This window comes from Paenibacillus aestuarii, assembly GCF_027789125.1.
In the GTDB taxonomy this organism is placed as follows: Bacteria; Bacillota; Bacilli; order Paenibacillales; family NBRC-103111; genus Paenibacillus_E; species Paenibacillus_E aestuarii.
This window is the reverse complement of the sequence record NZ_JAQFVF010000012.1, coordinates 1-15067: the sequence shown is the minus strand read 5'-3', so window position 1 is coordinate 15067 and position 15067 is coordinate 1. Positions and strand designations below refer to the sequence as shown.

14 protein-coding genes and 1 pseudogene are annotated in these 15067 nt (G+C 40.6%); 12 read left to right on the top strand and 3 right to left on the bottom strand.

Translation table 11 applies throughout. The features are described from left to right. Positions 1 to 1321 (top strand): IS3 family transposase gene (locus O9139_RS02755; RefSeq protein WP_270877922.1). Its coding sequence is split into 2 segments (ribosomal slippage), with 1322 coding nucleotides annotated over them: positions 1 to 417 and positions 417 to 1321; the frame shifts between segments, so codons are not numbered across the junction. This gene is flagged as partial in the annotation. 140 nt (positions 1322 to 1461) lie between these two features. On the opposite strand, the gene O9139_RS02750 is transcribed toward O9139_RS02755, so the two are convergent. Together O9139_RS02750 and O9139_RS02745 are read right to left on the bottom strand one after the other, a co-directional pair. After that, positions 1462 to 1761: a hypothetical protein gene (locus tag O9139_RS02750; RefSeq protein ID WP_270877921.1), complete on the bottom strand. Its 300-nt coding sequence runs from the start codon at positions 1759 to 1761 to the stop codon at positions 1462 to 1464. A gap of 354 nt (positions 1762 to 2115) precedes the next feature. Beyond that, on the bottom strand, positions 2116 to 3033 hold the full coding sequence (locus tag O9139_RS02745; RefSeq protein ID WP_270877920.1) for an AraC family transcriptional regulator: 918 nt from the start codon (positions 3031 to 3033) through the stop codon (positions 2116 to 2118). A 219-nt stretch (positions 3034 to 3252) separates the two neighbouring features. Between O9139_RS02745 and O9139_RS02740 the strand changes: the two genes are divergently transcribed. From O9139_RS02740 to O9139_RS02720, 5 genes and pseudogenes are all read left to right on the top strand, one after another. Next, positions 3253 to 4104, top strand: a complete 852-nt coding sequence (locus O9139_RS02740; RefSeq protein ID WP_270877919.1) for an aldo/keto reductase — start codon at positions 3253 to 3255, stop codon at positions 4102 to 4104. A 129-nt stretch (positions 4105 to 4233) separates the two neighbouring features. Continuing rightward, positions 4234 to 4468, top strand: a pseudogene (locus tag O9139_RS02735) (aldo/keto reductase); the annotation flags it as partial. Positions 4469 to 4521: 53 nt separating this feature from the next. Further along, complete coding sequence (locus O9139_RS02730; protein ID WP_270877918.1) at positions 4522 to 5373, top strand: aldo/keto reductase; 852 nt, start codon at positions 4522 to 4524, stop codon at positions 5371 to 5373. Positions 5374 to 5495: 122 nt separating this feature from the next. Continuing rightward, the gene (locus O9139_RS02725; RefSeq protein ID WP_270877917.1) at positions 5496 to 6497 is read left to right on the top strand and encodes an aldo/keto reductase; all 1002 of its coding nucleotides are present in this window, start codon (positions 5496 to 5498) and stop codon (positions 6495 to 6497) included. A gap of 711 nt (positions 6498 to 7208) precedes the next feature. Next, the gene (locus tag O9139_RS02720) at positions 7209 to 7526 is read left to right on the top strand and encodes a hypothetical protein (RefSeq protein WP_270877916.1); all 318 of its coding nucleotides are present in this window, start codon (positions 7209 to 7211) and stop codon (positions 7524 to 7526) included. Positions 7527 to 7829: 303 nt separating this feature from the next. Here O9139_RS02720 and O9139_RS02715 read toward each other — a convergent pair whose 3' ends face one another. Further along, positions 7830 to 8195, bottom strand: a complete 366-nt coding sequence (locus O9139_RS02715) for a CBO0543 family protein (RefSeq protein ID WP_270877915.1) — start codon at positions 8193 to 8195, stop codon at positions 7830 to 7832. Positions 8196 to 9251: 1056 nt separating this feature from the next. Here O9139_RS02715 and O9139_RS02710 point away from each other — a divergent pair. The 6 genes from O9139_RS02710 (at position 9252) to O9139_RS02685 (ending at position 14990) form a co-directional block, all read left to right on the top strand. Next, positions 9252 to 10244, top strand: coding sequence for an alkaline phosphatase family protein (locus tag O9139_RS02710; protein WP_270877914.1), 993 nt, complete (start codon positions 9252 to 9254; stop codon positions 10242 to 10244). 29 nt (positions 10245 to 10273) lie between these two features. Further along, on the top strand, positions 10274 to 12322 hold the full coding sequence (locus O9139_RS02705; protein ID WP_333742442.1) for a DUF5693 family protein: 2049 nt from the start codon (positions 10274 to 10276) through the stop codon (positions 12320 to 12322). Positions 12323 to 12784: 462 nt separating this feature from the next. Further along, the gene (locus tag O9139_RS02700) at positions 12785 to 13339 is read left to right on the top strand and encodes an HAD hydrolase family protein (protein WP_270877913.1); all 555 of its coding nucleotides are present in this window, start codon (positions 12785 to 12787) and stop codon (positions 13337 to 13339) included. Between the two features lie 311 nt (positions 13340 to 13650). Further along, positions 13651 to 14118 carry a DinB family protein gene (locus tag O9139_RS02695; protein ID WP_270877912.1) on the top strand — a complete coding sequence of 156 codons (468 nt, stop codon included), beginning with the start codon at positions 13651 to 13653 and terminating at the stop codon, positions 14116 to 14118. A gap of 210 nt (positions 14119 to 14328) precedes the next feature. Further along, positions 14329 to 14640: a hypothetical protein gene (locus O9139_RS02690; protein WP_270877647.1), complete on the top strand. Its 312-nt coding sequence runs from the start codon at positions 14329 to 14331 to the stop codon at positions 14638 to 14640. A gap of 80 nt (positions 14641 to 14720) precedes the next feature. Continuing rightward, positions 14721 to 14990: a hypothetical protein gene (locus O9139_RS02685; RefSeq protein WP_270877648.1), complete on the top strand. Its 270-nt coding sequence runs from the start codon at positions 14721 to 14723 to the stop codon at positions 14988 to 14990. Positions 14991 to 15067 lie beyond the last annotated feature (77 nt).

Sequence of the window (15067 nt, the reverse complement as noted above, 5' to 3'; positions counted from 1 at the left end):
TTAAGTATCAGAATGGTACGGAAGGAATTAAAAGCGTTGCAAAATCATTAGGGATAAACCATGAAGTTTTACGTATGTGGGTTAGGCAATACGAATATCACGGGGTAAAAGCTTTTGAAAAGAGCTATACAGCTTACAGCATGTCATTTAAACTAGACGTACTCAACTATATGAACGAGCATGGGACGTCTCCAAATGAAGCTGCTGTCATTTTTAATATTTCCTCCCCTGGGATCATTAGAAAATGGCGCAATCAATTTAATGAAGATGGAAAGGACGCCCTGAAATCAAAGAAAAAGGGGCGCCCACTTATGACAAATAAGAAAGAGAACAATTCGAAAAAACTAGAACCTGCGGAGGGTTCAGTTGAAGCTCTGAAAGCAGAAATAGAACGTTTGCGTATGGAAAATACCTATCTAAAAAAGTTGAATGCCTTAGTTCAAAACAAGGAAAAATCACCAAACAAGACAAAGCACAAGTAGTCTATGAATTAAGGCTTGAATTCCCGGTGGTTGCATTGCTAGCGTTTGCTGACATCCCTCGTAGTACCTTTTACTACTGGGTAAAGCAGTTGAATAAGCCCGATCTAGACAAAGATCTAAAACTCCTTATTCGATCCATTTACATCGAACATCAAGGACGTTATGGCTATCGTCGTATCCGTGATGAACTATATAATCGGGGACATCGGGTTAATCATAAAAAAGTGCAGCGTATCATGAAAGAATTAGGCTTGAAATCAGTGGTGCGTATGAAGAAATATCGTTCCCATAAAGGAACAGTAGGTAAAATTGCACCTAACGTACTCAATCGTAATTTTCACGCGGAAAAACCAAATGAGAAATGGGTTACCGATATTACGGAATTTAAGCTATTTGGAGAAAAGCTGTACTTATCACCTGTTTTGGACTTGTTTAACGGTGAAATTATCACTTACACAGTAGGGCCCCGCCCTACTTATTCCTTAGTCTCTGAGATGCTAGATAAGGCCTTTAAACGCTTATCCGAAGAGGATGAACTCCTCCTACATTCGGATCAAGGCTGGCACTACCAGATGAAGCCGTATCAACATGCTTTGAAGAAACAAGGAATTACCCAAAGCATGTCACGCAAAGGAAATTGTTACGATAACGCGGTGATGGAGAACTTCTTTGGCATTATGAAGTCGGAGTTTCTTTATCTTAATGAATTTGAAAGTGTAGATCACTTTAAGCTAGAACTAGCACGATACATTGATTACTACAATCACAAACGCATCAAATCAAAATTAAAAGGCATGAGCCCGGTACAATACCGTGCTCACGCCCAACAGGTTGCATAAAATATTTGTCTAACTTTAAGGGGTCACTTCACTTCGCCGCGGGTGGGAAGCACGAAGACATTCCCCCGAGTAGCCCTCTAAGCTGTCTTTCATGAGCCGATGGGCGATGATTTTAATGGGGGCTGTATCCTTGTAAATACCTAGTCTTTTTTTGTATTGCAGGATCCTGGACTTAATCCATCTCTCATTCTCATGTGCCGCATATCCGTTTGCTGCGAAGGCACACATACCGCATCAAACTTGTTCATATCCGCCAGCCAATTCCGCGGGGTTCTGCTCGTTTCCCACACTGTATTCAAAATAATGGAATCATAAGCCCTACGCTCCAGCTTGACATTCAATGAGTTTGGCACATCGTGATAGATGAGCACCTTCTTGCCGTCCGCTGCATTTGTTCTGGTTCTTGCTGCACCGATCTTAACACGAACCCCCCGCCGCATTAACGCGCGCGCATACGCTCTGCTTGCATTTCCGAGACCGCTCGCTTTGTGAACAGGTCCTTGCCAGTGTCAGCAGAAAATAAAGTATTAGACAGGATGACTTTATTTCACGCGACTTTTTGAGTTGTCATACTGTCAAACACCATAAAATAAGTTTTAAACCGAGCCTAGAAATTAAAACAGCGATAGCCAGGGACGAGAAAATAAAGTCCTAGACTGCCGCTGTTTTATTGAACTCCCGTTAAAATTCCTCTTGAAGCCAGTACCAGCTTTCACTGTAATTTTGTGCTGTCGAGTTATTAGTTCAGTAAATGATCTTGCAATTACAGGACATTTCACCCACAACCCAAAAAATTAAATACTTATTGTTTGGTCATACTGCGACCTCAAACGTTTCATATCTTCTTTAGGTGGAAGTCCAAACATACGGGAATATTCACGGCTGAATTGTGACTGACTTTCATAGCCAACACGAAATGCGACATAAGCAGCATCGGTTGATTCGGATAATAACAAGCGCCGCGCTTCTTGAAGTCTCAGTTGTTTTTGGAACTGAATAGGGCTCATAGCCGTTACCTCTTTAAAGTGCCTATGGAGCGACGAAATACTCATATTCACTTTCTCCGCAAGCTCCTCGATCCGAAATGACTTATCAAAATTATTCGTGATATGATCGATAACATCTTTTATTTGACGGGCAGAGCTACCTTCAATCGCAATTTGTTCGAGAGTACCCCCATGCTCCCCTTGCATAACCTTGTAAAGAATTTCCTTCGTAAACAGTGGCGCAAGTATCGGGATATCCTTCGGGTTGTCCAGCAATCGAACTAGTCTCATTACCGCATCCAACAAATTCAGCTCTATTCGGCTGACGAACATACCTCGCTTCGCATTTTCTTTTGCTCCTCCCTGGATTTCAGAATCACGTAAAACCTCTAGTATTTGATTAACCGTAAATTCAAGTTTAAAACCTAAATAGGGTACATCGACAGAAGCTTCAACCACTTGGGAAGTCACCGGCAAAATAACGGATGAAACAAGGTAATCAGCAGGATTATACTCATATCGCTCCTGAGCAAGCCACACCTCTTTAGCTCCTTGAGCTACAAGGCACAAAGAAAGATTGTAAACTCCGTAACTTGGTCCAGACACAACAGAGCGGCGTATGAAAAATAAAGACGGAATGGCAGTAGCATGAACACCATCGTTTTTAGCATAACGCTTAATAAGATTGGCAAGCTCATTTTGTTGTTTTGTTATTATTTCAGACATAATATCTCCTTATTCCTTAAATACTTGTTAGTGCAATTATAAAACATAATTATCGACTTCGTAAGTGATTGTGAGAGGATTAGGCAAACATTTGAGACGAATTGGCTAAGGGTTTTTAAACGATTGTTGCATAATAAGGATATGAAGTGCGATGGTAGATGCCTGCTTTGGATGAAGTAGATAAGTACAAGACGAATCAAAAACGGGAGGAATATATATATGCAAAAAGTAATTTTAAACAATGGTGTTGAGATGCCGATACTTGGTTTTGGTGTTTTTCAAATTGCTGATCCCAATGAATGCGAACAGAGCGTGTATGACGCTATTATGGCAGGCTATCGTCTGATTGATACCGCAGCTTCTTATCAAAATGAAGAAGCCGTTGGAAGGGCAATTAAACGAAGTGACGTGGCAAGAGAAGAATTGTTTATAACTACGAAGCTTTGGGTTCAAGATACTGGTTATGAGCATACGAAGAAAGCATTTGAAAAATCATTGAAGAAATTGCAACTCGATTATTTGGATTTGTATTTGATTCATCAACCGTTTGGTGATGTTTTTGGTTCTTGGCGTGCTATGGAGGAATTGTATCGTGAAGGAAAGGTCAAGGCAATTGGAGTGAGCAACTTTAGAGATGACCGTCTGCTCGATTTAACACTTCGCAATGAAGTCATACCTGCCGTAAATCAAGTTGAAACACATCCTTTCTGCCAGCAAATCGAAAGTGAAAAGCTGATGAAAGAGTACAATATTCAAATCGAGTCTTGGGCACCTTTTGCTGAAGGGAGAAATGACCTCTTTCATAACGAAGAGTTAGTGTCTATAGCTGAAAAGCACAAAAAATCTGTTGCTCAGGTGGTTTTACGTTGGTTGACACAAAGAGGTGTTGTTGTAATTCCGAAGTCTGTTCGTAAGGAAAGGATCATTGAAAACTTCAATATCTTCGACTTTGAATTAAGCCATGAGGATGTAGAGAAGATAGCTACATTAGATACAGGAAAGAGTTTGTTCTTTTCACATAACGACCCTGCAATAGTGAAATGGATGGCTACACGTAAACTTGATATTTAACGCTCTTATTTAAACGAAACAATATTATTAGAAAGAAAGGTAGAATTCCAATTGAATATGTGAAACTTGGAAATACCGGTTTAGACGTATCACGGCTTTGTCTTGGGGAGGAAATGACCCAACGTTCAAGAAACCGATCAAGTACAGAGATCCCAATACGATCCTACTGTAAATGCCGATCAATAGGTCATAGAGAGGGTTGCCGATATCGCGGAAAAACGTAGCGTTCCCCGAGCTCATATTGCGTTTGCTTGGGTTCTTCAGAAAGAACCGGTAACTGCTCATTTCAATTAAATTAACACCTGAAGAAATTGCGTCGTTAGAACAGCCGTACGTACCCCATCGGATAATTGGCTTTCAGTAATTATGATGCGATGGAATAGATTTATCATAATATTAATAAAAGGAGAAATCGGTATGAGGTACATGGAATTAAACAATGGTGTGAAAATGCCAATTTTGGGATATGGGGTGTTCCAAATTCCAGATCATGAACAATGTGAAAGGTGTGTACTGGATGCAATAGAAGTAGGTTACCGCTTAATCGACACTGCTCAGGGCTACGGAAATGAAGTGGCTGTTGGAAATGCTATTAGAAAATGCGGGGTTCCAAGAGAGGAATTATTCATTACTACAAAGATCTGGATTTCCACTTATGGATATGAAAATGCTAAAAAATCTATCGAAGGATCATTAGAAAGACTTCAGCTTGATTATGTAGATTTATTATTAATCCATCAGCCCTTTAATGATTACTATGGAACATATCGTGCAATGCAAGAACTATATAAGGATGGAAAATTGAGAGCAATAGGTGTTAGTAATTTCTATCCGGACAGATTAATTGACCTGATAAAATACAATCAAGTCATTCCGGCAGTAAATCAGGTTGAAACACATGTATTTAATCAACAAGTAAAAGCTCGAGAAATTATGAAGAAATATGGAGTGCAAATCCAGGCTTGGGCACCTTTTGCGGAGGGAAAAAACAACTTATTTAGCAATGAAACATTAAATGCAATTGGAGATAAATACAATAAGTCCAGTGCTCAAGTTGCTTTGAGATACTTGATTGAAATTGGTGTATCAGTGATTCCTAAAACGGTGAATAAGGAAAGAATGAAACAGAATATTGATGTATTTGATTTTGAATTAACAAATGAGGATATGGATGCCATTGCTGCTTTAGATAGAGGAGAAACGTTGTTCTTTTCACATTATGATCCTGAACAAGTAGAACGTTTAACCAGCTTAGTAAGAAAGTTTTAATATACCTCCTACGGATGTGAAAAATAGGCGAAATTTTGACGCTCTGAATGCTCAGGGGCCTGTTGGTCGCAAAGAAATGTTCAACCCATGATTGCTAGGCATTAGGGAGAGGAGTAAATCAAATGGAAATTCGTTCACTTGGACAAACGGGATTAAAAGTAACGAATCTGTGTGTTGGCACGATGACATTCGGCAACCAAGCGGACAAACAAACCTCCTTCGAGATACTCGATAAGGCGTTTACTGCCGGTGTGAATTTTATCGATACAGCAGATGTGTACCCGATTGGGAGGAAATCGGCTGACTTAGCAGGTACAACCGAGTCAATCATCGGGGAATGGCTACAAGGAAAACGAGACAAAATGGTTCTCGCAACCAAGTGTTTTGGTGCGATGGGTGCTGGTCCAAATGATCAGGGGTTGAGTAGGAAGCACATCATGACTGCCGTCGAGGATAGTCTTCGCCGTCTAAAAACGGATTATCTCGATCTTTATCAAGCGCACCAATTCGACCCAAACACACCAATGGATGAAACGTTGCGTGCGTTAGACGATCTCGTTGAACAAGGCAAAGTCCGATACATCGGTGTATCCAATTGGCGGGCTTGGCAAGTGGCAAAGGCAAACGGAATAGCCGACAGAAAAAATTACACTCGTATTGCAAGTGTTCAACCGCGCTACAATCTGTTGTTTCGAATGATTGAGGATGACTTGATTCCGATGGCACTTGACGAAGGAATTGGCATCATATGCTACAATCCACTAGCGGGCGGCATGTTAACGGGACGCTACAGAAAAAATTCGAACATCGAAGAGGGAACTCGTTTCGGACTCGGTAATAATGCGGGTTCGTTCTATCAGCAGCGCTATTGGCAAGAGGCGACTTTCGACGCTGTGGAGCGGTACCAATCTTGGTGCCAAGAGCGCCGGCTTGATCCAGTCACGACGGCTGTGCGTTGGGTTATGCAACAACAGGGAATAACTTCGGCAATCATTGGTGCGAGTCATCCAGAGCAATTGGACGCGAGTCTGTGTGCTGCAGAAATGAATGCGTTATCGGAACAGGAATTGGCATGGCTCGATGGGCTGTGGTTCTTATTGCCTCGTCGTCGCGAGTTTAGTTAAGATCATTTCTTGGGAATTGTAAATTTTTTTTTCTCCTATTGGAACAAACCTGTTAATTGAGCATTTACACAGTAACGATAACGCGGCGATGGATCATTTCCATCGCCGCGTTATCGTTATTCCTATCTTAGCGCACTACTACAAAAGGTGAGTCATTATTTTCGAATTTTGTAGCAAAAACACCACTAACCGATATATCCAAAGTGATTTTGTCATAGCCATAAGTGTTATCTAATAATAAAGTTGTTTAAATTGATTGCAAAAAATGCAGTAAACCCGGCCTAGGATGTGGGCAAGGTCAGAATGAAAGTTGTTTAAAATCGTTGAACTCTAACGTTATCCTTTAACGCTAACTCCAGTCTAATACTTTATTTTCCCAGTCTAATACTTTATTTTTCGTTAATGGTTTATTTTCTTTTAACAGCCAGACCACATGGTATGGTTTCATCCTAGCATTACTCCCTACTCCAATAAGTTAAATTTATAAAAAAACCACCAACGCTGGTGGCTATGAGGGCAACGATTTGACCCTATTAATGTATGTGCCTTTCATCCAGCAGGATTGGGTAAGAGCCCATTAGCTTTCTGGCTATATGTGGGGGCTATCCGCTGCTTAGTAATTATTACGTGACCTCAGACGGTACGCCCATCATGGAGCTGGATTTTGTGGCTTTAATTCGGAAGCGCAAATAAAATCGCGTGGTGGTAACGTTGTCGTTGACTCACCGGACTCGACAACTTTTAGGTTTCGAGAACCATTCCGGCCGTACTTCCGATCGCTATGAACCATTAGGAAAAGTGATCAAAGGATATGCAATTACGGGGAGGATGGCTGGGAAGGCATTAAGGCTTGGGATGGGTTCCAAGAATTATAATAACTCAATTATAAATAAATCCTCCATGTTCCATCCCAAGATAGCACTCAATTTTCGTGCCGTTGCAGGACCACTGTTGGCCGTTCAACGTGGTCAAGGCCGTTTTTTGGCAAATGACCGGTTTGTCAACGACTGGGGCGGTATGGTTTTTTAACGGGTAGAGAGCCTGGAGCAGGTCACGGCTGTAATTGGGTGTAGATGTGCCATAATGTTCAACAGCTTCATCCCCCTTAAATAACGAAGGTGGAGATGAAGCTGGTCTTGGGGGGAAATATGTTATTCAGATTTATATGTGCTTGGTCTAGGTAAATAGGACAAACGCCGACTAAATATTGAGTTCAAAGTTAATTGACTTTTTTTATGTTCCTAAATAGCCAAACATGGTACCAATAGGAAAGTAAGAGGGTTAGTGTCATTGAGATGAAGCTCATGTACCATGTCCAATTTATGTATCTGATCAATTGTGTATGTTTTTCAAGATAGAGACTTCTATTATCGTCATTACTGACGGGAAAACAAGGATATAAATTGTTTTAATATACCAAGGTTTCTCTTTAGGAAAATGGACATTAAAGATGGCACTTATTGCTGGAAATACAAAAAACTCGAAGGTAAAGCTTGCTTTGTATACGACGCTAAGGAAACCAACAGGGTATTCAATTAATCTTCCCTTAACAACTAAAGTACCAAATAACCAAGTCGGTACTTGCATGAACAAAAAACTTATTTGTGCTTCAATCAAATTTTTCTTCTGATAAATACAAACAAGAGAACTGCGGTGATTATCCAAGCCGCGTAGAGGATGATGGTATCCATAATTCACAAGTCCTTCATCATATATTGATAAAATCAATTATGTGCAAGTAATCAAGTAATAATCCTTGCTACGATCAATTTGAACGTTTTAATGATAACCGCTAATTGGCGGTTATTTTTATTTGAACAATGCGTTTAGATTAAGGATATATGTTCTTGTCGTCGGACAACAACAAAGCCTTGGTACCTAAGGGATTTTTCAACTCTATAGACATATGTATAAAATACTATATATTCTTTAGTTATAAGTTTGATTTACGATGCTATGCTAGACCTGCATTGTCATATAATGTGTCAGATGATATTGGCGAGTCCCGTATTTGGACTCATCATATTTGACGATGAGAAGAGCACATTTTTACCTCTCACCGAGCATTATCATCAAATCACTAGGATTGGTGAGAATTTATTTTGCGTATTTAAACGCCGTGGAGCCCTTATTCTAGTGGCTAAAGCACACGAGTCAGTATCAGGGTAGTTTAGTTCAATGGTATGATGAAGCAGCTGCTATCCAAGCAGCCGATAGAGATTACTTAATTTCGAAAATGAGATGTAAAATTTCGAGGTTGAGACAGTTATGAAGGAATCTACCTGACAAGAAAAAGCTCAACGACGTTGAATTTCAACAAATGTCGGGTGACAAGATCATAGTATAACATTGAAAGCCGCTAAAATTGCGGCTTTTTTGTTTTATGTCCAGGATTTTTTTGGAATTTACTGATATTGATGAAGTCACAATGATTTCATCAAATGTCGTTTTAAATTGGACTAGCTCGTTGAGCTACAAAAATGTAATCAATTTGAAATATTATTTTCATGCTATTTATGGTTTCTCATGGAGTTTTAATTAATTTATTTTACTCTCAGAATAAAATTACTTTGCGGGAAATCACCGCAAGGAAAGGAAGTTTTTTTATCGAGGCAATTAAAATCTACTTTAACAAAGTCTTTGAGTAGTTAAGTGTATTTTAGAATTGATAGTGATAAATTTCTTAAAATCATTTAATAGTAGTTCGCTAAACCTTGATTAATACGAATTGCAACTATGAAGGGCATGATAATTGTGAAGAAATCAATTTGGATTGCAACAACATTGACTCTACTATTGACCGCTTGCTCCCAAACAAATTCAGAAATTACAAGTTTGTCTATGCCAGCTAACCAAGAATATCCAGTTGCAACGGATATTCCCAAAGTTACGCAACAACCGGCAAATAATGAAACCGTTCCTGTGCAAAAGCAGCCATCGGCACCGATCAACACTATCGCTATTCCTCAACTCACAACAATGCCGCATCCAGGTTTTCCCAAGGCAGATCACGTTGTTATTGTTGTTGAGGAGAACCATTCTTATGAGAAGATTATTGGTAACAAGTCGGCACCTTATATGAATTTATTAGCCGAGCAAGGAGCTTTTTTTACTCAATCCTATGCCAATACACATCCAAGCGAACCCAATTACTTAATCCTTTTCTCAGGGTCTGATCAAGGTGTAAAGGATGATTCATGCGGACATATTTTTAAAACTGATAATCTGGCGAGCGAATTATTAAAGGCACACCTAACGTTTAGCGGTTTCTCTGAGGATCTTCCATCTATTGGTTCAACGGCCTGTTCCTATCGACAATATGGAAGAAAGCATAGTCCCTGGGTTAATTTCAGCAATGTTCCGACATATTTAAACATGCCACTCTCGAGTTTTCCGACCGATGATTTTAACAAATTGCCTACAGTTTCTTTTGTAATTCCGAATATGGATAACGATATGCATGATGGTACAATCCAAACTGCGGATAATTGGCTAAAGCTTCATATTGAGCCGTATGTGCAGTGGGCGAAAGACCATAACAGTCTAGTTATTCTGACATGGGATGAAGACGATTCATCCAAGAACAATCATATACCTACAATATTTGTAGGCCCTATGGTGAAAGCAGGTCATTATGACCAACACATCACACATTTGAATGTCCTTCGTACTTTGGAGGATATGTATAATATTCCTTATTCGGGTAAAGCTGCGTCCGTGCAGCCCATTACTGGAATATGGAGTTAAGATAACAATGCTCTAAGGAGAGGAACAACTTGATTCAGTGGTATAAAACGTGGAATAATCTTGTAAAGAATGTGCTTTTATGGCTGGTGATTATTGGCATGCTAGCCTCATTGCCGTTAGCCTATGCCAGACATCTGACAGAGACATCGGCAAACAAGGTGGAATTTGTATTTGACTATCGGGATTTGCTGGACATTGCCGATATTCAAACGAGTCCGAAGAGCTATGTAGATGAACATCTAAAACAAATGAAAGCCGCTGGCATCGGCTCTATGGCAGTGTACGAAAGCACGCTGTCCGAGTTCCGCGAAAGCCGCCGTATTGAGATGTTTAACTCACGGGATGCAATGGCTATGACACAAACGTACGGGGAGCCGAACGAGAATTTTACGTACATTTTGTACGCAGATCAGGCAACTCAGCAGCAGATTGAGCCCTTGATCCTGAAAACATTCAGCAATCTGAATGTAGCCACGAAGCCTTGGAGCTTCAAGAACCGCAATGGACTGATCATCCAGATGAGCACGGACGAAGCATCCATGAAACCGATGGATCCAGATCCGATTACCCTCAAGATGTTAAAGGATCAGGGCTTTAATATTGTGGTTCGTCTCTCGAACCGCCGGCCTTTTGTAACTAATGATATGGACCACTTGCTAAAAAGTCTGCATGATATCGGGGTTAAACGTATCATTGTAGACGGCAACGAGGTTCCAGGGTACACGGAGGAGAACACGGAAGTCAATTTGAACAAAATGGCTGAGCTGCTACATAAAAACGGCATTGGACTGGCCGCCATCGAACTGCTGAGGGAACCGCAAAAAGGGTTCAGCACATTGGCTAAACAAACGAACTATGATGTGGTGCGGTTGCATTCCTTTACTGAACAGGACGGGGAAAAGCTATCTGAGCAAGTCACAAAAGCGGAGATGGCTGACCGAGTTCAAGGCGTGGCTGATCGATTCGTGCTGGCTGTTAAAGATAGAAATATCCGCATGGTATTCTTGAATGCCAAGCCTGTCAAAAACTTGGATAAAGGAAAGCTGGCTGACCCGTTGTCCGCTTACTATCAAGCGCTGCAGGGGCCGGATGGAGCCATCCCGCGTATTCAGAAAGTTGGCTTTACATTAGGACAGGCCGAGGCCTTTACCGTACATACGACAGCCTGGAAAAAAGTGGCCAGTTTCTTCTTACTCATTGGCGGCGTAAGTCTAATTGTGCTGGCTGTCAGCTTCTTTGTGCCGGAAGCGTCATTGTTTTTGTTCGTTGTCGGCATTATCGGAGCATTCGGTCTTCATGTGCTATCTGCCAATCTTTATGCCCAAGTATTAGCGCTGGGTACAGCTGTATGCGCGCCAAGCATTGCAATCATGCTGGCTATTCATTCGGTCCGGTCCGGAGCAGCGGCGCAGTGGAAGTCAGGCTTGCTGTATACGTTATGGATGCTGCTCAAAACATCGCTAATCTCATTAATTGGCGTTGTGTATGTAGTTGCCTTGCTAAATCATATTACGTACTCCATTGTCTTGCAGCAATTCCGCGGCGTAAGCGCTCTTCATCTGCTTCCAATTGCGATTGCAGGCGTGTATCTGTTGTTCTTTAGTGAAAACAATACGTATAAGGACAAGCTCTTGAGAGTACGTCAGGTACTCACATTTAATATTACCGTGCTATGGGTAGTAGCAGCGGTTGTCGCATTAGGTGCTATCCTCTACTATTTGTCAAGAACAGGTAACGAAGGACAGGCATCCGCCGTGGAGAAATTGTTCCGCTCGTTCATGGAGAATACGCTGGGTGTACGCCCGCGCACCAAAGAATTCCTGTTTGCACACCCGATCTTCTTGTTAGGGGCATACTTGGCTGTTAGATATCGAAATGGCGTATACTTGATGTTCATTGGCGTAATCGGGCAGCTTTCTATCGTAGATACGTTCTGCCACTTGCATACGCCGCTTCACATTTCGCTGATCCGCATTACGTACGGTGTTGTGTTCGGTGCATTGATCGGTATTGTTTTAATTGTTATTTGGGAAATTGTTGCAAGGAGCTGGAAACGATGGGTGCCTCAATCCAAATAGTACTATCGGGTTACTATGGATTCGAAATGAAAGAACCTTGATGAGTTGGAGTTTCATTCGGGAGATTAAATAAAAAACGAAGGATGGATGTCCTTCGTTTTTTTTGTTTGCTTAAATAAAGAGGGGGAGAGAGAAGCAACAGAAGCATGTTGATATTTATTTTTGCCTTTTGTGGAATGCTGCTATCTGCTTAATCCTACCAAAAGTGTTGTGTTCCTTTCGAAACAATCCGTGAGCAGGAAAGGTCGGGTTGCTCTCGATGAACCCTACCTTAGCATCCTGATCAATCGCAAGATCATACCCGATTTGCCAGTCGTATTTATTTTTACTATAGACACTTGTACATAACTTCGCCATCCGAATCATTTCGTTTTTCTTCTCTGAAGCCCTCAAATCTGTGAGCCCCAGTGACTTTTGCAACGGAAAGTCGTTGATATTAGCGAGATCCAAGGAATCGCGTCAATGTGCCACTTTATCCCGATGGAGATTAGCCAACAGTTTAACAATTTCATCGAGTTACAGGCACCTCAATCGTTTATTTCATACGAGGTCAATGACTCATGGTATACGTGTACACCAATTCCCGACTCGCAACTCGGTCATTTCGGTATCCGTTCTAATGATCCTAAACCTCTAATAGTTGATAAGGATATTATTAGTTCACTCTCCCCGACCAAAATATTGGTTCATGGTTACAGCTCATGGAGGGATGTTATCGAGCAATTCAGTGACCATGTGAACGTAATCGCAACCGATGGAGGAGCATTGGTTCAAATCATGCATAAATTAGCCTCAAAGGAAGATGCCGTTCAATGGGTTCTTAATGATATTGGGGTGAAGGCAGAAAATGTAATGGTATTTGGGGACGATTTTAACGATTTAGGACTATTCCATAAGTGCGGATTTCCGATTGCTATGGGAAACGCGATAATTGAGCTGAAAAAATGTGCAAAACATATTACCAAATCCAATGATAATGACGGTGTTGCTGTTGCTCTTGAGAAATTTGTGCTGTGAATCACAGGCTGATAATGATTTAACCTAACGGGACACGAACTTCGGGCAGGTTAGCCGCTAACGGACACGTTAGTTGAAATGAAACTGACAAACAAAGCAGGTATCACCGCGAGGACGTTTCATTTTATAAACGAATTATCATTTATCTTACAGATATAATAATCATGCTTCTTCCGTTGATTTTCCTTTATCGCTATTACTTTGCTTATGTATTCAGTATTTCTTATTTTTACAACGGAGAACCTTAACTTCGACCGTCTTAGAAAGTTTTAGTTAAGTGTTGGTTTATATAAAAAAGGAGGGTGATTGAATTGGAGGACTTATTTAAGGAGTATGCCTTAGGATACGCAATGCTTCGGGATGCAATCGAAGGATTAACAGAAGAAGAACTTCGTTTCAAGCCTGCTTCAGACCAATGGAGCATTCATCAAATCCTTATACATGTAACAGACTCAGAGATTTCGTCCACATCTCGACTAAAAAAAGTCTTGGCGGAAGATGAGCCAATTCTGATTTCATTTGATCAAGACGCATGGGCGAATAACTTGGGGTATGATTTATTGGATCGAGAGCAGTATTTGCTTCTATTCAAATTACTACGTTCCAGTATGCAGACAATTCTAGACAATCTAACTAGTGAACAAAGCGAGCGAGTGGGGGTATATGTCGATCAGGGACGGTTCACATTTAAGCAATTGGTGGAATACCGCGTCGAACATGTCCGCAACCACCTTGCTCAAATTGAAAGTGTAAAGAAGGCATACCACGATAACAAATAATAACCTATTAAGCTATCGGGACACGATAGTTCAATCAGACATGACGGTAGCCGGCCAAACGATCGGCTGCCGTTTTCGTTGAAGTAACCGGGATATTTGCGGAACAATAATTTATAATTTCCATAAATAAATCCACTTCCATATTGTGTTAAAATAATGTTGTATAACAAAAAAATTCATAATTGAATACGGTGAAAGAGCTGATAAACCTTGAAGACAATAGGAAGGGTAAATATATATTTCCTGACTGCCGAGGAAGGCGGACAAAGTATTATTCCGGTAGGAAACTTCTCAATACCTATCATCTTTGAAGAAGATAGGGAGTTAATAAATGGCTTGTGGAGTGCAGTAATTGAATTCCATAAAACTCCAAATACTCAAAGAGATACAACTGCTGATTTGTATTTAGCCTTTTATGAAAAAGAAGAGGCACCGAATCATTTAATCAAAACTGGAATGAAGTTTGAGCTAACGACAAATAGAGTGATAGCCAGAGGGATAATTGAAACTTTAAAAATTTAAGTAGTATCCACCTAAAGGGACACGATAGTTCAATAAAACAATACGACTCTAAAGTAAATAGAACAGGTGTGGGGAATTGGATGCTTAAAAAGGTTATACGGAAAACAGTGTTTATTTATTCAATTTTTGGCCTGATTATTGGTATTGGATTACTAATAGCTTCTTTCTTCACGAATGAAGTTGTCGTTCAAAGCGGCGAAAAAGTAATTGTTAGTGGTGTTAAAGCAGGTGTGATAAGCGTTCCAGCTTCTGTTTTAATAGCGTCATTTATCGGATTGATTCACGCTATAGTTCTTTGGTTTCCCATGGTCTATATTTATAAGAAATTATCCAATAGGAATATTCTTTGAGGACGGATACCTAACGAGACACTATAGTCGAATCAAAACGCGACACGGAGGAAATACAATTGACAGAACTTCAAATA